The sequence below is a fragment of the Pseudomonas syringae group sp. J254-4 genome (genome assembly GCF_032586855.1).
Lineage (GTDB): Bacteria > Pseudomonadota > Gammaproteobacteria > Pseudomonadales > Pseudomonadaceae > Aquipseudomonas > Aquipseudomonas amygdali.
In genome coordinates this window covers 249,082-270,472 of record NZ_JAWHOO010000005.1, presented here as the reverse complement: position 1 = coordinate 270,472, position 21,391 = coordinate 249,082, and the positions used below count along the sequence as shown (strand labels likewise).

Genomic DNA, 21,391 nt, shown 5'->3' with positions numbered 1-21,391 from the left:
CGTCTGCGCCGGAAGTGGGGCGAATTATAGACAGATCACAGAGGGCGTCAACCGTTAATTTCAAAAACACCGAAATTAACCGTTAAGGCCCTGTAGCTATATAGAAAAGCCCTTCACAAACGCTTTCTTCTATATAGCTACACGACCCCTGACTTGCGCAGCAAGGCAACCGCTTCACCCTCAAGCCCCAATAGCTCTTGAAGCACTTGCGCCGTGTGCTCGCCCAACAAAGGAGGCGCCCTTCGATATTCGACTGGCGTTTCCGATAGCCTTATCGGGCTGGCGACCTGCGGAACGCGCCCGCCCAGCGCGTGCGGCATCTCTATAGCGAGCCCGCGCGCCATAACCTGTGGATCCGCAAACACTTGAGCAAGGTCATTGACCGGCCCGCACGGCACGCCAGCCGCTTCAAGCTCGTCAACCCACTGGGTAGTGGTCTTGAACACGGTAACCTGACGAATCAACGGAATCAGTTCGGCACGATGAGCCACGCGCAGCTTGTTGGTCAGGAAGCGCGAATCATCAGCCCACTGTGGCTGCCCCGCCACTTCGGCAAACCTTCTGAACTGACTGTCATTCCCCACAGTAAGGATCAGGTCGCCATCTGCTGTAGGAAAAGCCTGATACGGCACTATATTGGGATGAGCATTACCCAAGCGCCTGGGTGCCACGCCCGTGGTCAGGTAGTTCATGGCCTGATTGGCCAGACACGCCACCTGCACGTCGAGCAGTGCCATATCAATGTATTGCCCTGTATTGCTTTGATCGCGATGAGCCAGGGCGGCGAGAATGGCAGTTGTCGAATACAGACCTGTAAGAATGTCGGTCAGCGCAACGCCAACCTTCACCGGGCCCGCGCCCTCCTCACCCTCCGGCAGACCGGTAAGGCTCATCAGGCCGCCAAGCGCCTGAATCATGAAGTCGTAACCCGGGCGCGTCGCATACGGCCCGCTCTGACCGAAACCGGTAATGGAGCAATAGATCAGGCGAGGATTAACAGCCTTGAGCGATTCGTAATCCAGCCCATAAGACGCCAACCCACCGACCTTGAAGTTCTCGATGACAATATCCGACTTCGCCGCCAGCTCCCGTACCAGCTTCTGCCCTTCCGGCCGCGTGAAGTCGATGGTGATCGACTGCTTGTTGCGATTGGCCGACAGGTAGTAAGCCGCCTCGGTGGTGTTCTGACCGGCCGCATCCTGAAGAAACGGCGGCCCCCACGAACGAGTGTCATCGCCACATCCTGGTCGCTCGACCTTGATGACGTCAGCCCCCAGGTCAGCGAGGATCTGCCCGGCCCAAGGCCCGGCCAGGACCCTCGACAAGTCGAGCACCCGGATATGTGAAAGCGCCCCCATGATCAGCCCTCCTTAATAGAAGGCCTGAATGCCGGTCTGCGCACGCCCAAGAATCAACGCATGCACATCGTGCGTACCTTCGTAGGTATTCACCACTTCCAGATTGACCAGGTGCCTGGCGATGCCGAACTCGTCCGAGATACCGTTACCGCCCAGCATGTCGCGAGCCATGCGCGCTATATCCAGCGACTTGCCGCAGGAATTGCGCTTCATGATCGAGGTAATCTCTACGGCAGCCGTACCTTCGTCTTTCATGCGCCCCAAACGCAGGCAGCCTTGCAGCGCCAGAGTGATTTCAGTCTGCATGTCCGCCAGCTTTTTCTGGATCAGCTGATTGGCCGCCAGCGGACGCCCAAATTGTTGCCGGTCGAGGGTGTATTGCCGCGCGGTGTGCCAGCAGAACTCCGCCGCACCCAGCGCGCCCCAGGAGATACCGTAGCGCGCAGAATTGAGACAGGTGAACGGACCTTTCAGGCCGCGTACGTCCGGGAAGATGTTTTCTTCAGGCACGAACACGTTATCCATGACGATCTCGCCAGTGATCGACGCACGCAAACCGACCTTGCCATGAATAGCCGGGGCGCTCAGACCTGCCCAGCCTTTTTCGAGAACGAAGCCGCGGATATCGCCGGCATCGTCCTTGGCCCACACCACAAACACATCCGCGATCGGGCTGTTGGTGATCCACATCTTGCTACCGCTCAAGCGATAACCACCCTCGACACTTCGGGCACGAGTAATCATCGCCCCTGGGTCTGAACCATGGTTGGGCTCGGTCAGGCCAAAGCAGCCAATCCATTCACCCGAGGCGAGCTTGGGCAGGTATTTCTCTTTCTGGGCCTGCGTACCGAATTCATTGATTGGCACCATGACCAGTGAGGACTGCACACTCATCATTGATCGATAGCCTGAATCGATACGCTCGACTTCACGGGCGATCAGCCCATAACAGACGTAATTCAGGCCGCTGCCGCCAAACGCTTCCGGAATCGTTGCGCCCAGCAACCCCACTTCGCCCATCTCGCGAAAGATGGCCGGGTCGGTTTTCTCGTGACGGAACGCTTCCAGCACGCGCGGGGCCAGCTTGCTCTGGGCGAACTGCTCGGCAGTGTCGCGAACCATGCGCTCTTCTTCAGTGAGCTGTTGATCCAGCAGCAATGGGTCGATCCAGTTAAAACTTGCTTTACCGCTCATGCCTGTTCCTCACGTTCAGCTGAAAAATCCTGTAATGATCCTAGTCCTGGCGTCCCCCGGCGACAAACGAGGTTTTATCAACCTGTTGTGCTAATTTCTCACTCCAAGAGCCGCTTCAGGCCCGCATAACAAAAAGACCAGTGAGAAGAAAGGATATGAGACGCAAAATACCCAGCACCACTGCACTGGTAAGTTTCGAAGCTGCCGCCCGACACGAAAGCTTTACCAAGGCCGCTCATGAACTGTCCCTGACACAAGGCGCGGTGTGCCGACAGATTGGCGGGCTTGAGGAGTTTCTCGGCGTTGAGCTGTTCCGGCGCTCTCGAAGGGGGGTGAAGCTCACGGAAGCCGGGCTTTCCTATAGTCGTCGCGTGGCCCAACAACTGGACGCAGTCGAGCGCGACACCCTGTCTGTCATGGGCCAACAAGGCGCCAACGCCATCGAACTCGCCGTGGTGCCGACGTTCGGCACTCAATGGCTGCTGCCGCGCTTGAAAGACTTCCAGCACAAGCACCCCGATGTCACGGTTCACCTGACCAACCGCACGCGCCCCTTTCTGTTTGCTGACACCGACTTCGATGCTGCTATCTATTTCGGCGACGCCGACTGGTCCGGCACCCACTCGCATCGGCTGATGGGTGAAAACTCCATGCCGGTCTGCAGCCCCTCTTTCCTGAACGGGCGAGACCGTCTGCAAGCAAGCGAGCTCGCCGAGCTGCCACTGCTCCAACAAACCACCCGCCCCTATGCGTGGCGGCAATGGTTCAACGCGCAGGGCATGGATGTGGCCCGCGACATGACCGGCCCTCGCTATGAGCTGTTTTCGATGCTCGCGCAGGCGGCCATGCACGACATGGGTGTGGCACTGATCCCGCCCTTCCTTATTCAGCACGAACTGCATGAAATGCGCCTGGTGATCGCCAACGCCTGTTCGCTGCCTGGCAGTAAGGCCTACCACCTGATGATTCCCGAGCGCAAAGTGGAGTCGGCGTCACTCAGCGCATTTCGCGACTGGCTGGTCGCTCAGGCCCGGAATTACCAGCTCCCTCAGGACCAGGCCTGAGCAGCACTTCAGGTAGTAATTGGTAATCGACACCTACAGATATAAGCTTATGTCGCCTCGCAACAACTTTTCGCTCAGCGCAAAAAACGACTTAACGCCTAATAATTACAGGGTCTTTTGCCTTATTTGGCAAAAATGCGAGATTTTCGAGCAAAAAATATTAATCACCATTTTTTGTGCGGAATAGCGCCAAAACCCATACAGGCAATGGCCTGCATTCAATTGCTGCGACAATAGGTCACAGTGTGACTTGTAGTTCATCTATAGTTTCGTTACAGAATATATTGAAGCCCGCAAACTTCACCTGCAAAATGCCCCGCCCCTGCTGGAAAGGGGCGTGCTGCCTGGCCATGCCAGATGCACCAGCCGTAGTGCACTGGCCTACACACGAACGATAAAAAATCGCGCAGGAGATTTGTCGTGCACATTGGTGTTCCTCTCGAAACGCAAGCGGGCGAAACCCGGGTAGCTGCTACCCCGGAAACCATCAAAAAGCTGATCAGCCAAGGGCACAGGATTACCGTGCAGAGCGGCGCAGGCATTCAGGCGAGCGTTCCGGACAGCGCTTACGAAGCTGCAGGCGCTGTGATTGGGAGCGCAACCGAAGCGTTTGCGGGCGAGTTGATCCTCAAGGTTGTAGCGCCCGATGACAATGAGCTGAGCCTGATCAAGAGCGGCTCGGTGGTCATCGGCATGCTCAACCCCTTCAACAATGAACTCATCGGCAAGATGGCCGCACAGGGCATCACCGCGTTCGCCCTGGAAGCCGCGCCGCGCACTTCCCGCGCGCAGAGCCTTGATGTGCTGTCTTCGCAGGCCAATATCGCAGGCTATAAGGCCGTGCTGCTTGCCGCACATCACTACCCGCGCTTCATGCCCATGCTGATGACCGCTGCCGGCACCGTAAAAGCCGCACGGGTGCTGATCCTGGGCGCAGGCGTCGCGGGCCTGCAGGCCATCGCCACCGCCAAACGGCTGGGTGCCGTGGTTGAGGCCTCGGATGTGCGTCCGGCAGTGAAGGAGCAGATCGAGTCGCTGGGTGCCAAGTTCATTGATGTGCCCTACGAGACCGAAGAAGAGCGTGAATGCGCCGAAGGCGTTGGCGGTTACGCCCGCCCGATGCCTGCCAGCTGGATGCAACGCCAGGCCGCAGCGGTTCACGAGCGGGCCAGACTGGCGGACATCGTTATTACTACCGCCCTGATCCCCGGCCGCAAGGCACCGGTGCTGCTCAGCGCCGAAACCGTGGCGCAGATGAAGCCCGGCTCGGTGGTCATCGACCTGGCCGCCGCACAAGGTGGCAATTGCCCACTGACTGTGGCGGATCAAGTCGTCGTCGAGCACGGTGTGACCATCGTCGGCCACACCAACCTGCCAGCGCTGGTCGCAGCCGATGCTTCTGCACTCTATGCCCGCAACCTGCTGGACTTCACGAAGCTGCTGTTCGACAAGGACGGCACATTCTCGATCAACCTCGAAGACGACATCGTCGCCGCATGCCTGATGTGCCGCGACGGGCTAGTCGTGCGCAAGAACGGCTGAGGACACACCAATGGAAGAGCTGATTTCCCCCGGCGTCTACAACCTGATCATTTTCGTACTGGCAATCTATGTCGGCTACCACGTGGTCTGGAACGTCACGCCCGCGCTGCACACGCCGCTCATGGCCGTTACCAACGCTATCTCCGCCATTGTCATCGTTGGTGCGATGCTCGCCGCCGCCCTGACGGTGACGCCGCTGGGCAAAACCATGGGCACGCTGGCCGTCGCGCTGGCCGCAGTGAATGTGTTTGGCGGCTTTCTGGTCACTCGGCGGATGCTGGAGATGTTCAGGAAAAAGGCCCCCAAGGCAAAGGATGAGGCGCCGAAGTCATGAGCATGAATCTGGTCACTCTGCTGTATCTGATCGCGTCGATCTGCTTTATCCAGGCACTCAAAGGCTTGTCACACCCCATCACCTCACGCCGCGGCAATCTGTTCGGCATGCTTGGCATGGGGCTGGCGGTCATCACCACAATCGGGCTGGTGTTCAAACTGGCTGCACTGTCTACCGCTGAAGGTACCAGTGCCGGCATTGGCTACATTGTGGTTGGCCTGTTGGTGGGCGGGACCGCTGGCTCGATCATGGCCAAGCGCGTCGAAATGACCAAAATGCCTGAGCTGGTCGCATTCATGCACAGCATGATCGGCCTGGCAGCGGTATTCATCGCCATCGCCGCTGTAGTCGAGCCTCAGTCACTGGGCATCGTTGGTCATCTCGGCGATGCCATTCCCGCGGGCAATCGTCTGGAGCTGTTCCTCGGAGCAGCCATCGGCGCGATCACCTTCTCGGGTTCGGTCATCGCTTTTGGCAAACTGTCGGGCAAATACAAATTCCGTCTGTTTCAAGGCGCACCGGTACAGTTTGCCGGGCAGCACAAACTCAACCTGGCGCTCGGTCTGGCCACGCTGTTCTTTGGTCTGACCTTCATGTTCACCGGCAGCCTTACTGCCTTTGCGATCATGCTCGCGCTGGCGTTCGTGATCGGTGTGCTGCTGATCATCCCGATTGGCGGTGCCGACATGCCTGTAGTGGTCTCGATGCTCAACAGCTATTCAGGCTGGGCAGCGGCCGGTATCGGTTTTTCGCTGAACAACTCGATGCTGATTATCGCGGGATCGCTGGTCGGCTCCTCGGGCGCGATCCTGTCTTACATCATGTGCAAGGCGATGAACCGCTCGTTCTTCAATGTAATTGGCGGTGGCTTCGGTGGCGCAACGGATTCGGCAGGACCGGCTGGCAGTAAGGAAGCCCGCCCGGTGAAATCCGGCTCGGCAGACGATGCCACGTTCCTGCTGACCAATGCCGACACCGTGATCATCGTGCCGGGTTACGGGCTGGCAGTCGCGCGCGCGCAGCATGCACTCAAGGAACTGACGGAGAAGCTGGTACACCGTGGCGTCACGGTGAAGTACGCGATTCACCCGGTGGCCGGGCGCATGCCGGGGCACATGAACGTACTGCTGGCAGAAGCCGAAGTGCCTTACGATCAGGTGTTCGAGATGGACGACATCAACTCCGAGTTCGGCCAGGCCGATGTGGTGCTGGTGCTCGGTGCCAACGACGTGGTCAACCCGGCCGCCAAGAACGATCCGAAATCGCCCATTGCCGGGATGCCGATTCTGGAAGCATTCAAGGCCAAGACCATCATCGTCAACAAACGCTCGATGGCCAGCGGTTACGCAGGTCTGGATAACGAGCTGTTCTATCTGGATAAAACCATGATGGTGTTCGGAGATGCCAAAAAGGTGATCGAGGACATGGTGAAGGCCGTCGAAAACGCCTAGCCTGACCCTGCCTCATTAAAGCCCCGGCTCGCTTGGCGATCGGGGCTTTTTACATTTCGCGTAACAGTGTTTTGCGCTGAAAGCCGCCAATTAGAGCCCTCAAATGCGACCTTGGTAGCAGGACGAACCCCGTTCAACGCTCTAGACTTGTCGCTCGCTTCTATCTACGAGACAGAATTCATGTACCGTGACCGTATCCGCCTGCCCTCCCTGATGAGCAAGGTTATGAGCGCAGCCGACGCTGCCGCCTTGATTGAAGACGGCATGACCGTCGGCATGAGTGGCTTCACCCGCGCAGGCGAAGCCAAGGCCGTGCCCCATGCGCTGGCCGAGCGCGCCAAAGTGACACCGCTGAAAATCAGCCTGATGACCGGTGCCAGCCTGGGCAATGACCTGGACAAGCAACTGACCGAGTCCGGCGTGCTGTCCCGGCGCATGCCCTTTCAGGTCGACAGCACACTGCGCAAGGCGATCAACAACGGCACGGTGATGTTCATCGATCAGCACTTGTCCGATACCGTCGAGATGCTGCGCAACCGGCAGATCAAGGCGGTGGACCTGGCGGTGATCGAATGTGTTGCGATCACCGAGGAAGGCCATCTGGTGCTCAGTACTTCCGTCGGCAACTCGGCCAGCTTCGCGATTCTGGCCAAGCAGGTCATCGTGGAAATCAACCTGTCGCAGCCGCTGGAGCTGGAAGGCCTGCACGACATCTATATACCTAGCTACCGGCCGACGCGCCTGCCGATTCCGGTGCTGGAAGCAGACTCGCGCATCGGTAGCCATGCAGTGAAGATCGACCCGGCGAAGATCGTCGGCATTGTCATCAGCAATCAACCAGATTCACCGTCCACCGTCACCCCACCTGACGCGGATACGCAGGCCATCGCCAACCATCTGGTGGAGTTCTTCAAGAAGGAAGTGCGCGAAGACCGGCTTACCGACAAGCTGATGCCACTGCAAGCGGGTATCGGCAACATCGCCAACGCCGTGATGCACGGCCTGCTGGCATCCCCCTTCACTGACCTGACCATGTACTCCGAGGTGCTGCAGGACTCGACATTCGACCTGTTCGACGCGGGCAAACTGACCTTTGCTTCAGGCAGCTCCATGACGTTGTCGGCGGCCAAACACGCGGAAGTCTTTGCCGACTTCAACCGCTACAAGTCCAGGCTGGTATTGCGACCCCAGGAGATCTCCAATCACCCCGAGGTGATCCGCCGCCTGGGCATCATCGGCATCAACACTGCGCTGGAATTCGACCTGTATGGCAACGTGAACTCTACCCACGTGTGCGGGACGCGCATGATGAACGGCATTGGCGGCTCGGGAGATTTCTCGCGCAATGCGCACCTGGCGATATTCGTCACCAAGTCGATTGCCAAGGCCGGCGCGATTTCCAGCGTTGTGCCGATGGTCAGCCATGTCGACCACACCGAGCATGACGTCGACATTCTGGTCACCGAGCAGGGCCTGGCAGATCTGCGCGGCCTGGCCCCGCGCGAACGCGCGCGGGTCATCATCGACAACTGCGTACACCCGGATTACCGCGACGCGCTGAACGCCTATTTCAGTGCTGCTTGCGTGCTGGGCGGCCATACCCCGCACATCCTGCGTGAAGCACTGAGTTGGCACATCAACCTGGAAGAAACCGGGCGCATGCTGCCGGGCTGAACAGGACAGTTGGAAGTGAACGAGACCTTTCCCGACTCACTTCCTGCTCGCACTCAACGTCTTCTTTAAAAACTGTACTGCTGTACCGGTCATAAAACTGCTTCAAATCGCCAAAATCACCATAATCGATCACAAAATGCACTCATATAGTGCTGACCGGTACAGTTGCCCCATTTATGAACAAAACAGTGCCCGATCACAGTTAACTGAACCCTCACAATACAAGTGAACTGTGTCTATCGAAGCTGGACGCGTCCGAGGAAAATGGGCACCAGTCAAGCAACTCACTTATCCCGCCACAAGCGGAAGGAAGTCACACCATGGAACGTACAATCAGTTCCGATCTGTTCAGCGAAAGCACCGTTACCACTGCAAAAGCTTCTTTGCCTCTGCGCGCATTCGCCAACCTGATGCTCTGGCAGCGTCGCCTGTCCAGCCGCCATCAACTGGCTCGTCTGGATGCACGCCTGCTGGCTGACGCCGGTATCAGCGAATCCCAGCGTTACGAAGAGCTGAGCAAGCCGTTCTGGCGCTAAATCAGCGCTCGCTGGTCCCAGACCTTCAAGTCTCTCACCAGCAACCCGAATTGCTTCATACAAGACCCGTCTCAGGCAACCGAGACGGGTTTTGTCGTTTTCGGGCAGGGATTCAACGGATTGCCAGCAACAGTACAGTTTCAAATAATTAAAAATCTGCAAGTACAGTTACCAAATAATGCAAACTGTGCAAGCTGCAACCATCGACTGCCATGACAAGCGCGCTATCGGTGGGATAGTCTAGCGCTCTACCTCGGCCCTTCGGCTTCGCAGGCAGCCTGTGCCCTTTTGCCCACAATGGAACTCGATCATGTCTCTGCTACGTACCCTCGGCGCTGCCTTCCTGTTGACTGCTGCTGCAGGTGCCAACGCCTCCAGCTTTATCGTGACCACTGACGCAGTGGTGGATGCGGTCAATGCATCGACGCGTGCCACGTCCAACGTTTCCTCTTCCCTGAAAGACGACAAGATCGTTCTGGCCGCCCGTGACGATGCCGCCAGCTTCGTGGCCAGTTCTGGCGACATCCGTAGCGCCCGCCTCGAAGGCGCGCTGCAGCACATCCGTCAGGTTCTGCCTGAACTGCAAGCGACCGACAGCCAACTGGCCCAGGCCATTCTGGCCATCTGACCGTCGCGCCCCGGCCGCGTGCCGGGGTAGCTCTGGCCAGAGCATTGCGCTAGCCTTGCTACCTGTTTTGCCGGTTCGTGAAAGTAATGCGTTTACTGCACCTTCTGTTTATCGCACCCATTGCCAGCCTGATGTGTATCAGTCAGGTTCAAGCGTTCGATACGACCACGCAAGGTCTGGTCAAGACCGGCTATGTCACCAGTCAGGTCACAACAGCACCTTTTGATAACAAGCTCATCGTGGCTGCCCGAGACGACGCTGCTGCGTTCATCGCCAGCGACGGAGAGATACGCTGTGCCCGGCTTGAGGCCGCGCTGCACGCCCTGCGTCAGGCAGATGCAAAACTTCGTGTCAGCGACCTTGAACTGGCGCAGGCAATCCTCGTCCAATAGCCACTTTCCCCTCTTTGCGTAACTGGAGACGTCACTACATGCGTACCCCGCTGATTGCTGCTTCCCTTGGCCTGTTATTGCTGGCCGACTTTGCTCAGGCTCAGACCGTTGTGGCCACGAGCAACATCATCGTTCGCGCGTTTGGCCGTACCATTGATTTCACCTCGGACACCACCACATCGATTCGCGACTCCAAAGTCGTGCTCCAGGCCAAGGACGACGCCGCCAGTTACGTTGCCAGCGGCGGTGACATCCACGGTGCCCAGCTGGATGCTGCCTTCGATACGCTGCGCACCCGCGTACCGGAAGCACGCGGCGCAAGCGATCAGACCCTGGCTGAAGCAATCCTCGCATTGTGAGGCGATTTCGCGCCTGGCTGCTTGCTGGCGCGCTGTCGCTGGTCGGGACGCATGCCTTTGCCAGCCTGAAGCTGGAACTGCACACTGACGGCCTCGATGCGCCGCAACAACAAGCCAGCCAGACGCTGCTCGACGAAGCCATGCACGCGCTGCCGCCCAGCTTCGTCGAAGCACTGGACCGAACCGTCGAAGTAAGCTGGTCCAGTGACATGCCGCAAAACGCCTACGGTCAGGCAGCCGGCCCTTATCAGTTATATCTCAACAGCCACTTGCTGGCCTCGTTGACCGACGGTTCGGCAGCCACCGCCCAGACAGGCCGTCCACACGGAACGGTGCGCCAGGAGTTGCTCGCCACCGTCCTGCATGAGCTGACCCACGTATACGATCGCGCTCGCCTGTGGTCGCCTGCCGAGCGCTCGGCTATCTTCCGCTGCGGGTCGCGCAACAGCTCTCTGGGCAAGATCGGCCTGCCCGACAATTGCCGAGGTCAGACCGAGCGACGCTTTACCCTCAGTGACGACCCTCGCCTGCTGGACCTGGCGGGCTGGCAGCAATACGTCGGACGTCGCGGCGAACGCGAAGAACATAACGGCCAGGTCGCCCGCAGCCCGGATATCTACGAAACCACCAGCCCGCTGGAATTCGTGGCCGTGAACATGGAGTATTTCCTCCTCGACCCGGCCTACGCCTGTCGTCGCCCGGCGCTGTATGCGTATTACAAAGAGCGCTTTGGCTGGGCACCCGCAGCACGGGATGAATGCCCCACGTACTACCCTTATCTGAATGCCGGTAGCGACTTTGGCCGAGAGCCGCTGGGCAAGCTGGACCCTGAGCGGGTCTACGCGGTGGATTATCTACTCGCCGAGGCGAATCAGAACTGGGCGAGCCGCTGGGGCCACAGCATGTTGCGCCTGGTGATCTGCAAACCCGGTCGTCCTCGCGGGCCGGACTGCCGCCTGGACCTTGACCAGCATCTGGTCCTGTCTTATCGGGCATTCGTCGGCGATGTACAGCTATCGAGCTGGGACGGCCTGATGGGTGCCTACCCGTCACGGTTGTTCGTCTTGCCGCTGGCGCAGGTCATCGATGAATACACCAAGACCGAACTGCGCAGCCTGGCCTCCGTGCCAATCAAGCTGTCGCGCCCGGAAATCGAAGGGCTGGTTCAGCACGCTGCCGAGATGCACTGGAGCTACGACGGCAATTACTACTTCCTCTCGAACAACTGCGCCGTTGAAAACCTCAAACTGCTGCGCGCCGGTACGCACAATCCCAAGCTCCTCGGCCTGGACAGCATTTTGCCCAACGGACTGCTTGAAGTCCTCAAAGGCCGAGGGCTGGCCGATACCAGTGTGCTGGATGACCCGAAGGAAGCATTGCGACTGGGCTACCGGTTCGATTCCTACCGTGACCGCTATCAAGCCATGTTCGAGGTTTTGAAGAAGCACCTGCCGATCAAGCAGAACACCGTGGAAGAATGGATGGCCCTGCCAGCCAGTGAGCGCAGTCAGTGGTTCGACAAAGCCGATCTGCGTACCAGTGCTGCGATTCTGCTGCTGGAGCAGGCCAGCCTGCGCAGGCAACTGCTGTTGGCCCAGGACGAAGTGAAACAGAGCTATCTCGGTGCACGCGAAGTGAAAGACGGCAAAGTCTCCAACGCCACCAAAACGCTACAGGAGATCCTCGCCAGCAGTGGCTTTCTCAGCCGGCCAGCCGAGCTGCTCGGCAGCGGCGGGTACGGTTTGCCACAGGCGGGGGAATGGCAGCGGCTTGAAGCAGAAAGCAGTCAACGCCAGAAACAACTCAAGCGTCTGACCGGCGATCTCGACAAGGAAGTGCGCGCCCTGCTGGAGCCAGACCGCGCCAAGGAAATTGCAGCCAACGAAGCCAACCTCAAACAGGTGTCCGAGCACCTTCGGGCGCTGCATAAGGCGGCAGGCGGGCTGCAACTGCCGTGATCAGGCAGCTTTCTTTTTCGGCTTGAGGTATTTGACCAGGCCCTGGAACCAGATCACCAGGGCCGGGTTGCCCTTGATCTGAATATCCTTGTCCTGAATGCCCTTCATGAACGCCAGCTGCTTGTTCTTCGCCTGGAGGGTGTCAAAGCCAAAGGCCGCATCGCGAAACGAGATGGCAAAGGCTGGCTCTGCAACCACACCGCTGGCACTGCGAATGCGCTGATCGTGCACCACGAAGTGACGCGCGATTTTGCCATCTGCGGTCTGTAACTGAAATGTCAGGTCCTTGCCAGCCAACTGCTGCTGGAACGCGGGGTTGTTACGACTGGCGCGGGCCATTAGCAGGCCCAGCATCCACAATAGAAAACGAAACTTCATGCTCGGCCTCTGTACGCACTGGATCCGGTGATCAGGATCGGCGTGGCAGTGTAGCGGTTTATTGGCCCAAAACCTGTAGGACAAGATGAATTTCGAGGGAGATCGGTACAAAACACTTGTTGAACGCAAGGATGCTGCTTCGCGTGGGAAGCAGCATCACGACAGCATTAACGAATGCTGTTGATGTTGCCTTTGCTGCCGGTGACCTTTACATCAACCTTCTTGAAGATGAAGTAGTCCTTGATGCTGACTTCATAACGCGGCGCGACGATCAGATCGGCACCGGAGGATTTAACCGCCTTGAAGGCGGCTGCCGCTTTGGTCGTCGAGACAGGATCAGGCAGCGCCAGACCCAGGCCGCCACCGCCACTTGCACCACCGTAGGTCACGCCATCGGCGAACTCGTTATCGCCGCCGAAACTCAGGAAATTGAACAACACATTGGTGGACGACTCGCCGCTGATGGTACCGCCTACCTTGACGTCCGCCTTGAGGTCGGTTTTGACCGTGCCTTCCAGCGGTGCGCTTGGCTGGCTGACGTTGTAGCTCACGCAGCCGCTGGTAGCGGCGATCAGAGTTGCAACAGCAGCAAACTTCCATAGCTTTTTCATTCGAGATTTCCCAAGAGTAATTGAAGGGGTGCAGCAAGGGCGGGACTCTAAGGGAATCAGCAATAAGAAAAAGTCAGGCAAAGCCGGGGTTTGAGAAGGCATTCATACGAAATTGAGTAGGACAATTCTCACTGAGCGTTTCTACGAATCATCGGCGGTACAAACGACACAAACAAAAAGCGGGCACCCAGTCTGATTGGTATGCCCGCCTGTGAGTTGCCCGCCTCCCGCCGAGGCGCACAACAGGGTGTCAAGGGTTGACGCTGTCTTTCAGGGCTTTCCCCGGTTTGAAGGCCACTGTGTTGCTTGCCTTGATTTTAACCGGCTCCCCGGTCTGTGGGTTCTTGCCAGTCCGGGCACCGCGATGGCGTTGCAGAAAAGTACCGAAGCCTACCAGCGTGACACTGTCCTTACGGTGCAGTGCGCCAGTAATCTCTTCAAGGATGGCATTGAGAACACGATTGGATTGTTCTTTGGTGAGATCCGCCTTTTCAGCAATGGCGGCTGCAACTTCTGGTTTACGCATATGAAGCCTCTTTTACGGTTTTTTGTTTTTATGTCCCGCGCCGCTTTGTAAAAAACGGCAACAAGGCGCCGCGACGGCTCTACGTAGCGGCAGACAAGACCGAGGATGGCATGCCGAACCAGCCCGCGCCAGTGCGCAGGCGGAGTTTATTGACAAAAATACGTGGTCTATCCGACAAAATGACGCGAAATTATGCCAATAACGCAGGCAAAACCTTGTTCAGTGCGAGTTTTTCCATAACTGCCGCACCGGTCAGCGCATAGCCCAGCAGGTTGCCATCTGCGTCATGACACAGCGCCTTGATATCAGCCCCCTGCCCTTCGACACTCCAGCGGCCGTCGGTGCCACGCGGTGGCGGCGAAACCACCAGCGGGCAGGCTGGCGTCTTTACTGTGATCGGCATGGGGCCATATTTTACGGCCATTGGCGTTCCGGCCAGCGTCTGGGCCAACGCCCGAGCGCAGCTCATCAACGGCATGACATAGAGCAGGTTGAGGCCATCGACTTCAGCGCAGTCACCCAACGCATGGATGTTGGCGTGGGAGGTCTGCAACTGGCGATCCACCAGAATACCGCGCCCCGTCTGCAAGCCCGCGGCAGCGGCCAGATCGATGCGTGGGCGCAGACCAATGGCCGAAACCACCAGGTCGCAGTCAATCACCTGCCCGTCCGACAAGTGCGCTTGCAGGCCATCAGCACTGCGATTCAGGCGGGTCAGCACCGGGCCCAGGTGGAAACGTGCACCCAGGCTTTCAAGGCCGGTCTTTACCGCAGCCGCAGCGGCAGGTGGCAACAGGGTTGGCATGACCTGCTCGCACGGCGCGACCAGATCCACTTCATAGCCGCCCAGAATCAGATCGTTGGCAAACTCGCAACCAATAAGCCCGGCCCCCAGAATCAGAACCCGACGCTTTCCCGCCGCAGCCGCTCGAAAACGGGCGTAGTCCTGAAGGTCGTTGATCGGGAAAATCGCATCGCCTGCATCACCGTCCACCGGTACGCGGATGGTTTCAGCCCCCCAGGCCAGCACCAGATCGCGGTAGTGAACCGCTTCTTCACCGATCCACAGACGCTTGTGACCCGGGTCGATCCCGCTGATCCGCGTATGCGTGCGAATTTCAGCCTTGAGCTGATCGGCCATTGCACCGGGCTCGGCCATGCTCAACCCGTCGGCTTCCTTGTTTTTGCCAAAGCCGGTGGAAAGCATCGGTTTGGAATAGGACCGCCCATCATCGGCCGTGATCAATAGCAGCGGCGTGTCTGCGTCCAGTTTGCGAAACTCTCGGGCGAGGTTGTAACCCGCAAGGCCGGTGCCGATGATGACCACAGGTGCGCTCATTGTTCTTCCCTATTCATTATTTTTCTGCTGGCTGCTATCAGCCGATTTCGATCATCTCAAAGTCCATTTTGCCCACACCGCAATCCGGGCACAGCCAGTCTTCCGGCACATCCTGCCAGAGCGTACCAGGCGCAATCCCGTCATCCGGCCAGCCGTCGGCTTCGTTATAGATCAGGCCACAGACGATGCATTGCCACTTCTTCATGTTCGGTTCTCTCGTTTATCAGGCTGAATAGCGTGTGACGGTCGATTGCCGTCTGAACGGGCGTTGTACTGATCGGCACGCCCGGATGCAAGTCCGATTCTATAACCTCACGCGCTACCGGCGGTCGGTCGGGGCCTGCAATCATGCTAAGCTCGCGGCCTCGTTGGCTGCCGGAACTGGCTTACCGTGACCCAGCAATCCCCCGCATTCATTAGCCCGATCTGGCTCAAGCGCGAGCAATTGATCGATGCGCCCGAACCGATAATGCTCGACTGGTTGTTCAATCAGGACTCTCTCACACGCCGGCTGGACCGTTTGTCTGACGGTGGTTTCAGCGTATTTCCGCAGTTCGAAGGCTGGCAGGCTTTGCGCCGTGATGAGTGTCTGGCGCTGGGCCTGCCACTTGCCAGCGAAGGCTGGGTGCGCGAGGTGTACTTGCGCGGTAATGACAGCAACTGGGTATTCGCTCGCAGTGTCGCCGCCCGCAGCGCTTTGCAGGACGGTGGCCTGAATATGGATGAGCTGGGTACTCGCTCGCTGGGTGAGTTGCTGTTCAGCGACCCTGCGTTCGCGCGCGGCACCCTCGAAGTGTGTCATTACCCGGAAGCCTGGCTGCCTGAAGCTGTTGCAGCTTGCGGACTATGGGCACGCCGCTCGCGATTCAGTCGTGGTGCGTTGAGCGTGCTGGTCGCCGAAGTATTCCTGCCCGCTCTGTGCAATACGATCCATGACAAGGACCCTGTCTGATGTACCTGTCCCTTCTCAAATCCCTCAATCGTCTGAGCCCCCGCGCCTGGGACTTTATCCAGCTGACACGTATCGACAAGCCCATAGGCATTTACCTGCTGTTGTGGCCAACCCTTTGGGCGGTCTGGATTGCGGGCAAGGGCTCGCCGTCGCTGAAGACAGTGTTCATCTTCGTGGTCGGCGTATTTCTGATGCGCGCGGCAGGCTGCGTGATCAATGACTTCGCCGACCGCAAGGTGGATGGCCACGTCAAACGCACCGAGCAGCGTCCTCTGGTCAGCGGCAAAGTCAGCTCACGGGAAGCGCTGGTGCTGTTTGCGGTGCTGGTCGGCCTGAGCTTTGTGCTGGTGCTGTTTACCAATGCGACGACGATCTGGCTGTCGTTCGGCGGTCTCGCCCTGGCTGCCTGCTATCCATTCATGAAGCGCTACACCTATTACCCACAGGTGGTGCTGGGTGCCGCGTTTTCGTGGGGTATGCCGATGGCATTTACCGCAGAAACCGGCGACCTGCCAGCTGCGGCCTGGCTGCTGTACATCGCCAACCTGCTATGGACCGTGGGCTACGACACCTATTACGCGATGGTCGATCGTGACGATGACCTGAAAATCGGTGTGAAATCCACTGCCGTACTGTTCGGCGATGCCGACCGGGTGATCATCCTGACCCTGCAAGGTCTGGCGCTCGGTTGCCTGATGCTGGCCGGTGCGCGTTTTGAATTGGGTGCGTGCTTCTACATAGGCCTGCTGGCGGCAGCAGGATGCTTTGCCTGGGAATTCTGGAGCACCCGGCAGCGCGAGCGGGACGCCTGCTTCAAGGCCTTTTTGCACAACCACTGGGCAGGGCTGGCAATATTTGTGGGTATCGTCGCCGACTATGCGTTGCGCTGAAAACAGCCACCGCCAGACTCCTTCCTACTGAAATAAACCCAGGATCACGAGGTCCGCCGACCACCCGAAACCTGTCGGCGTGCTAGCCTCACCCACACCTGTCACACGACTGCAATAATTCCGTTATCTAATGCGCCCCAAGACAGTTAAATGACAAGAGGTTCGAGCATGGCTGGCAGGAGCATCCTGATCGTTGACGACGAAGCGCCTATTCGTGAAATGATCGCCGTTGCGTTGGAAATGGCTGGATACGACTGTATTGAAGCCGAAAACTCTCAGCAGGCCCATGCGATTATCGTCGACCGCAAACCTGACCTGATTCTGCTCGACTGGATGCTGCCTGGCACATCCGGCATCGAACTGGCCCGTCGCCTCAAACGTGATGAACTGACCGGGGATATCCCGATCATCATGCTCACTGCCAAGGGTGAAGAGGACAACAAGATCCAGGGCCTGGAAGTCGGCGCTGACGATTACATCACCAAGCCCTTCTCGCCACGCGAGCTGGTGGCACGTCTCAAGGCCGTGCTGCGTCGTGCCGGGCCGACTGACGGCGAAGCGCCCATCGAAGTCGGCGGCCTGCTGCTCGACCCGATCAGCCACCGTGTCACCATCGACGGCAAACCCGCCGAAATGGGCCCGACCGAATACCGTCTGCTGCAGTTCTTCATGACCCACCAGGAGCGCGCCTACACACGCGGCCAGTTGCTGGATCAGGTCTGGGGCGGCAACGTCTACGTCGAAGAGCGCACGGTCGATGTGCACATCCGCCGCCTGCGCAAGGCCTTGGGCGATGCGTATGAAAATCTGGTACAAACCGTGCGCGGCACTGGCTATCGTTTCTCGACCAAGAGCTGACAACCGCTGCGTCGACGCAAGGCAATGGCCAGTGCAGACCAGACAAGGATTTACCCCTAATTGAATCAAAATTGGCACGGCACCCTGATACGCCACATGTTGTTGCTGGTCACCGCCTGCCTGTTGGTCGGCCTGATCAGTGGACAGTATGGCTGGAGCCTGGCCACCGGCCTGGGCCTGTATCTGGCCTGGACCCTCAAACAACTGCTGCGCCTGCATGACTGGCTGAGCAGTCACAAGGCTGATGAGCCTCCTCCGGACGGTTATGGTCTGTGGGGCGAAGTGTTCGACAGCATCTACCACCTGCAACGCCGTGATCAGCGTGTCCGCGGACGCCTCCAGGCAGTCATCGACCGGGTACAGGAATCTACCGCCGCCCTGCGCGATGCCGTAATCATGCTCGACAGCGACGGCAATCTGGAGTGGTGGAACCGTGCCGCTGAAACCCTGCTGGGTTTAAAGACGCCGCAGGACAGCGGCCAGCCCGTGACCAATCTGGTCCGGCATCCGCGCTTCAAAGAGTACTTTGCGCTGGGCGACTACAGCGAGCCGCTGGAGATTCCCTCGCCGACCAATGATCGCTTGCGCATTCAGTTGTTGATTACCCGTTACGGCAACAATGAGCATCTGATGCTGGTGCGCGATGTGACGCGTATCCATCAGCTGGAGCAGATGCGCAAGGACTTCGTCGCCAACGTGTCTCATGAGTTGCGCACGCCGCTGACGGTGATCTTCGGTTATCTGGAAACCCTGCTCGATAACGTGGACGAGGTCAATCCGCGCTGGGTGCGAGCGCTGCAACAGATGCATCAGCAAGGCGGGCGCATGCAGACGCTGCTCAACGACTTGCTGCTGCTGGCCAAGCTCGAGGCTACCGATTACCCATCGGACAATCATCCGGTAATGGTCAGTACCTTGCTCAAAACCATCACCGCCGATGCCAATGCGTTGTCGGGCAGCAAGAACCAGCAGATCCACCTGAGCCTGGAAAGCGATATGCGCCTCAAGGGCAGCGAAAGCGAGCTGCGCAGCGCGTTTTCCAACCTGATCTTCAATGCCGTCAAGTACACCCCGGCAGAAGGCGTCATCCGTATCCGCTGGTGGGCCGACGAGCGGGGCGCGCACCTGAGCGTGCAGGATTCGGGGATCGGCATCGAGACCAAACACCTGCCGCGCCTGACTGAACGTTTCTACCGGGTCGATACCAGCCGCGCGTCGAATACCGGCGGTACAGGGCTGGGGCTGGCCATTGTCAAACATGTGCTGCTGCGCCATCGCGGCAACCTTGAAATCAACAGTGTTCCCGGCAAGGGCAGTGTTTTTACCTGTCACTTTGCCAGCGGCCAACTGTCCAAACCCGTGCACGACGATTCAGACTACTAGGCAATCGCGCCTTGAGCCGCTACATTGCCGGGCTCATAGCGTCTTCTCTGGCGTGACATTACCCTCTTCTGTTAATACGGACCCTGCAAAACCCCATCATGGACCCTTCCCCTAGTTTCAACCTGTCTTCACTCTTCGCCGATTTCGGCATGATTCTTTTTGCTTTGTTCCTGGTCCTGCTCAACGGCTTTTTCGTTGCGGCAGAATTCGCCATGGTCAAACTGCGCTCGACCAAGGTTGAAGCCATTGCCGACAAGAACGGCTGGCGCGGGCACATTCTGCGCAAGGTACACGGCCAGCTGGATGCCTACCTTTCAGCCTGCCAGCTGGGTATCACCCTCGCCTCCCTGGGCCTGGGCTGGGTCGGTGAACCGGCGTTCGCGCATCTGCTGGAGCCGTTGCTCGCAGCGCTGGGCGTCGATACTCCGGAGCTGATCAAGGGCGTGTCGTTTTTCACTGCGTTCTTCATCATTTCCTACCTGCACATTGTCATCGGCGAGCTGGCCCCCAAATCCTGGGCGATCCGCAAACCGGAACTGCTGTCGCTGTGGACCGCGGCCCCGTTGTACTTCTTCTATTGGTTGATGTACCCGGCGATCTACCTGCTCAACGCCAGCGCCAACGCCATTTTGCGCATTGCAGGCCAGGGTGAACCCGGTCCGCATCACGAACACAGCTACAGCCGCGATGAGCTGAAGCTGATTCTGCACTCCAGCCGTGGCCAGGACCCCAGCGATCAGGGCATGCGCGTGCTGGCGTCTGCTGTCGAAATGGGCGAGCTGGAAGTGGTCGACTGGGCCAACTCCCGCGAAGACATGGTGTCGCTGGACTTCAACGCGCCGCTCAAGGAAATCCTCGCCTTGTTCCGCCGCCACAAATTCAGCCGTTATCCGCTGTATGACGCTGAACGTGGCGAGTTTGTCGGCCTGCTGCACATCAAGGACCTGCTGCTGGAACTGGCGGCACTGGACCACATCCCGGAGTCGTTCAACCTGGCTGAACTGACCCGCCCGCTGGAGCGTGTTTCGCGACACATGCCGCTTTCGCAGCTGCTGGAGCAGTTCCGCAAGGGCGGCGCGCACTTTGCCGTGGTCGAGGAAGCCGACGGCAAGATCGTCGGCTACCTGACCATGGAGGACGTGCTTGAAGTGTTGGTGGGCGACATTCAGGACGAACATCGCAAGGTGGAGCGCGGCATTCTCGCGTATCAGCCGGGCAAACTGCTGGTACGGGGCGATACGCCGTTGTTCAAGATCGAGCGTCTGCTGGGCATCGATCTGGACCACATCGAAGCCGAGACACTGGCCGGTCTGATCTACGACACACTCAAGCGCGTGCCGGAAGAAGAAGAGCAAATGGAAGTCGAAGGCCTGCGCATCATCATCAAGAAGATGAAAGGCCCGAAAATCGTACTCGCCAAGGTGCTGAAGCTGGACTGACCCGATCAGGTCTACCCGTTCAAGAGCGGACGCAAGGTGTTCTACCGGACGCCTATCGTTCCTCACGCTCCAGCGTGGGAATGCCGTGGGTGACGCTCCGCGTCACAAATCTGCGCCACGCCACATACTCAAAAGCGGACGCAGAGCGTCCAGAACTGCATACCCACGCGGAGCATGGGCACGATAGGTGCTCTCCCGAGCGCCTATCGTTCCTCACGCTCCAGCGTGGGAATGCCGTGGGTGACGCTCCGCGTCACAAATCTGCGCCACGCCGCATACTCAAAAGCGGACGCAGAGCGTCCAGAACTGCATACCCACGCGGAGCATGGGCACGATAGGTGCTTTCCCGGACGCCTATCGTTCCTCACGCTTCAGCGTGGGAATGCCGTGGGTGACGCTCCGCGTCACAAATCTGCGCCGCGCCGCATACTCAAAAGCGGACGCAGAACGTCCAGAACTGCATACCCACGCGGAGCATGGGCACGATAGGTGCTCTCCCGAACGCCTATCGTTCCTCACGCTCCA

At 58.8% G+C, this 21,391-nt stretch carries 22 protein-coding genes; 15 read left to right on the top strand and 7 right to left on the bottom strand.

The genetic code is table 11. The annotated features are described in order from the left end of the window. Nucleotides 1–137 precede the first annotated feature (137 nt). Together RYB09_RS09350 and RYB09_RS09345 are read right to left on the bottom strand one after the other, a co-directional pair. Complete coding sequence (locus RYB09_RS09350; RefSeq protein WP_193601226.1) at nt 138–1,361, bottom strand: CaiB/BaiF CoA transferase family protein; 1,224 nt, start codon at nt 1,359–1,361, stop codon at nt 138–140. Between the two features lie 9 nt (nt 1,362–1,370). Next, entirely contained in the window at nt 1,371–2,552 is a 1,182-nt protein-coding gene (locus RYB09_RS09345) for an acyl-CoA dehydrogenase (protein ID WP_004659038.1), read from the bottom strand. 155 nt (nt 2,553–2,707) lie between these two features. Here RYB09_RS09345 and RYB09_RS09340 point away from each other — a divergent pair, with 155 nt between their 5' ends. From RYB09_RS09340 to RYB09_RS09295, 10 genes are all read left to right on the top strand, one after another. Then, nucleotides 2,708–3,616 carry a LysR family transcriptional regulator gene (locus RYB09_RS09340; RefSeq protein ID WP_316888054.1) on the top strand — a complete coding sequence of 303 codons (909 nt, stop codon included), beginning with the start codon at nt 2,708–2,710 and terminating at the stop codon, nt 3,614–3,616. 420 nt (nt 3,617–4,036) lie between these two features. Then, the gene (locus tag RYB09_RS09335) at nt 4,037–5,158 is read left to right on the top strand and encodes a Re/Si-specific NAD(P)(+) transhydrogenase subunit alpha (protein WP_316888052.1); all 1,122 of its coding nucleotides are present in this window, start codon (nt 4,037–4,039) and stop codon (nt 5,156–5,158) included. A 10-nt stretch (nt 5,159–5,168) separates the two neighbouring features. After that, nucleotides 5,169–5,492, top strand: coding sequence for an NAD(P) transhydrogenase subunit alpha (locus RYB09_RS09330; RefSeq protein ID WP_002555867.1), 324 nt, complete (start codon nt 5,169–5,171; stop codon nt 5,490–5,492). Further along, complete coding sequence (locus RYB09_RS09325) at nt 5,489–6,943, top strand: NAD(P)(+) transhydrogenase (Re/Si-specific) subunit beta (RefSeq protein WP_058402181.1); 1,455 nt, start codon at nt 5,489–5,491, stop codon at nt 6,941–6,943. Before RYB09_RS09330 ends, RYB09_RS09325 begins: the two co-directional genes overlap by 4 nt. A 180-nt stretch (nt 6,944–7,123) precedes the next feature. Further along, nucleotides 7,124–8,617: an acetyl-CoA hydrolase/transferase family protein gene (locus RYB09_RS09320; protein ID WP_058409441.1), complete on the top strand. Its 1,494-nt coding sequence runs from the start codon at nt 7,124–7,126 to the stop codon at nt 8,615–8,617. Between the two features lie 320 nt (nt 8,618–8,937). Next, complete coding sequence (locus tag RYB09_RS09315; protein WP_316888048.1) at nt 8,938–9,153, top strand: DUF1127 domain-containing protein; 216 nt, start codon at nt 8,938–8,940, stop codon at nt 9,151–9,153. Nucleotides 9,154–9,463: 310 nt separating this feature from the next. After that, nucleotides 9,464–9,781: a DUF2388 domain-containing protein gene (locus RYB09_RS09310; protein ID WP_054097022.1), complete on the top strand. Its 318-nt coding sequence runs from the start codon at nt 9,464–9,466 to the stop codon at nt 9,779–9,781. A gap of 86 nt (nt 9,782–9,867) precedes the next feature. After that, complete coding sequence (locus RYB09_RS09305) at nt 9,868–10,173, top strand: DUF2388 domain-containing protein (protein ID WP_058428167.1); 306 nt, start codon at nt 9,868–9,870, stop codon at nt 10,171–10,173. Nucleotides 10,174–10,211: 38 nt separating this feature from the next. Further along, nucleotides 10,212–10,532, top strand: coding sequence for a DUF2388 domain-containing protein (locus RYB09_RS09300; RefSeq protein WP_002555873.1), 321 nt, complete (start codon nt 10,212–10,214; stop codon nt 10,530–10,532). After that, a complete protein-coding gene (locus RYB09_RS09295; protein ID WP_316888045.1) occupies nt 10,529–12,490 on the top strand; it encodes a DUF4105 domain-containing protein in 1,962 nt (653 codons plus the stop codon). Before RYB09_RS09300 ends, RYB09_RS09295 begins: the two co-directional genes overlap by 4 nt. On the opposite strand, the gene RYB09_RS09290 is transcribed toward RYB09_RS09295, so the two are convergent. The 5 genes from RYB09_RS09290 to RYB09_RS09270 all read right to left on the bottom strand — a co-directional run bounded on the left by RYB09_RS09290 (nt 12,491) and on the right by RYB09_RS09270 (nt 15,549). Then, complete coding sequence (locus RYB09_RS09290; protein ID WP_002555875.1) at nt 12,491–12,868, bottom strand: SCP2 sterol-binding domain-containing protein; 378 nt, start codon at nt 12,866–12,868, stop codon at nt 12,491–12,493. It lies immediately after the preceding gene. A 167-nt stretch (nt 12,869–13,035) separates the two neighbouring features. Further along, nucleotides 13,036–13,479 carry a hypothetical protein gene (locus RYB09_RS09285; protein WP_005744874.1) on the bottom strand — a complete coding sequence of 148 codons (444 nt, stop codon included), beginning with the start codon at nt 13,477–13,479 and terminating at the stop codon, nt 13,036–13,038. A gap of 250 nt (nt 13,480–13,729) precedes the next feature. Next, nucleotides 13,730–14,005, bottom strand: coding sequence for an HU family DNA-binding protein (locus RYB09_RS09280; protein ID WP_002555877.1), 276 nt, complete (start codon nt 14,003–14,005; stop codon nt 13,730–13,732). Nucleotides 14,006–14,195: 190 nt separating this feature from the next. After that, nucleotides 14,196–15,344, bottom strand: coding sequence for an NAD(P)/FAD-dependent oxidoreductase (locus RYB09_RS09275; RefSeq protein WP_316888042.1), 1,149 nt, complete (start codon nt 15,342–15,344; stop codon nt 14,196–14,198). A gap of 37 nt (nt 15,345–15,381) precedes the next feature. Then, the gene (locus tag RYB09_RS09270; protein ID WP_002555879.1) at nt 15,382–15,549 is read right to left on the bottom strand and encodes a rubredoxin; all 168 of its coding nucleotides are present in this window, start codon (nt 15,547–15,549) and stop codon (nt 15,382–15,384) included. Between the two features lie 186 nt (nt 15,550–15,735). On the opposite strand from RYB09_RS09270, the gene RYB09_RS09265 reads away from it, so the two are divergent. From RYB09_RS09265 to RYB09_RS09245, 5 genes are all read left to right on the top strand, one after another. After that, nucleotides 15,736–16,296, top strand: coding sequence for a chorismate--pyruvate lyase family protein (locus RYB09_RS09265; RefSeq protein ID WP_058402176.1), 561 nt, complete (start codon nt 15,736–15,738; stop codon nt 16,294–16,296). Next, complete coding sequence (gene ubiA / locus RYB09_RS09260) at nt 16,296–17,186, top strand: 4-hydroxybenzoate octaprenyltransferase (protein WP_058409445.1); 891 nt, start codon at nt 16,296–16,298, stop codon at nt 17,184–17,186. Before RYB09_RS09265 ends, ubiA begins: the two co-directional genes overlap by 1 nt. A 168-nt stretch (nt 17,187–17,354) precedes the next feature. After that, entirely contained in the window at nt 17,355–18,044 is a 690-nt protein-coding gene (gene phoB, locus RYB09_RS09255; RefSeq protein ID WP_002555882.1) for a phosphate regulon transcriptional regulator PhoB, read from the top strand. A 60-nt stretch (nt 18,045–18,104) separates the two neighbouring features. After that, nucleotides 18,105–19,427, top strand: a complete 1,323-nt coding sequence (gene phoR, locus RYB09_RS09250) for a phosphate regulon sensor histidine kinase PhoR (RefSeq protein WP_005744878.1) — start codon at nt 18,105–18,107, stop codon at nt 19,425–19,427. A 98-nt stretch (nt 19,428–19,525) separates the two neighbouring features. Beyond that, nucleotides 19,526–20,866 (top strand): hemolysin family protein, encoded by a 1,341-nt coding sequence (locus tag RYB09_RS09245; RefSeq protein ID WP_002555884.1) that lies wholly within the window; start codon nt 19,526–19,528, stop codon nt 20,864–20,866. Nucleotides 20,867–21,391: the final 525 nt, after the last annotated feature.

Coding starts and splice junctions, on each gene's coding strand:
- RYB09_RS09340 (WP_316888054.1), top strand. CDS start 2,708: ATGAGACGCAAAATACCCAGCACCACTGCACTGGTAAGTTTCGAAGCT.
- ubiA (WP_058409445.1), top strand. CDS start 16,296: ATGTACCTGTCCCTTCTCAAATCCCTCAATCGTCTGAGCCCCCGCGCC.
- RYB09_RS09325 (WP_058402181.1), top strand. CDS start 5,489: ATGAGCATGAATCTGGTCACTCTGCTGTATCTGATCGCGTCGATCTGC.
- phoB (WP_002555882.1), top strand. CDS start 17,355: ATGGCTGGCAGGAGCATCCTGATCGTTGACGACGAAGCGCCTATTCGT.
- RYB09_RS09345 (WP_004659038.1), bottom strand. CDS start 2,552: ATGAGCGGTAAAGCAAGTTTTAACTGGATCGACCCATTGCTGCTGGAT.
- RYB09_RS09285 (WP_005744874.1), bottom strand. CDS start 13,479: ATGAAAAAGCTATGGAAGTTTGCTGCTGTTGCAACTCTGATCGCCGCT.
- RYB09_RS09280 (WP_002555877.1), bottom strand. CDS start 14,005: ATGCGTAAACCAGAAGTTGCAGCCGCCATTGCTGAAAAGGCGGATCTC.
- RYB09_RS09290 (WP_002555875.1), bottom strand. CDS start 12,868: ATGAAGTTTCGTTTTCTATTGTGGATGCTGGGCCTGCTAATGGCCCGC.
- RYB09_RS09245 (WP_002555884.1), top strand. CDS start 19,526: ATGGACCCTTCCCCTAGTTTCAACCTGTCTTCACTCTTCGCCGATTTC.
- RYB09_RS09315 (WP_316888048.1), top strand. CDS start 8,938: ATGGAACGTACAATCAGTTCCGATCTGTTCAGCGAAAGCACCGTTACC.
- RYB09_RS09305 (WP_058428167.1), top strand. CDS start 9,868: ATGCGTTTACTGCACCTTCTGTTTATCGCACCCATTGCCAGCCTGATG.
- RYB09_RS09275 (WP_316888042.1), bottom strand. CDS start 15,344: ATGAGCGCACCTGTGGTCATCATCGGCACCGGCCTTGCGGGTTACAAC.
- RYB09_RS09310 (WP_054097022.1), top strand. CDS start 9,464: ATGTCTCTGCTACGTACCCTCGGCGCTGCCTTCCTGTTGACTGCTGCT.
- RYB09_RS09270 (WP_002555879.1), bottom strand. CDS start 15,549: ATGAAGAAGTGGCAATGCATCGTCTGTGGCCTGATCTATAACGAAGCC.
- RYB09_RS09330 (WP_002555867.1), top strand. CDS start 5,169: ATGGAAGAGCTGATTTCCCCCGGCGTCTACAACCTGATCATTTTCGTA.
- RYB09_RS09320 (WP_058409441.1), top strand. CDS start 7,124: ATGTACCGTGACCGTATCCGCCTGCCCTCCCTGATGAGCAAGGTTATG.
- RYB09_RS09300 (WP_002555873.1), top strand. CDS start 10,212: ATGCGTACCCCGCTGATTGCTGCTTCCCTTGGCCTGTTATTGCTGGCC.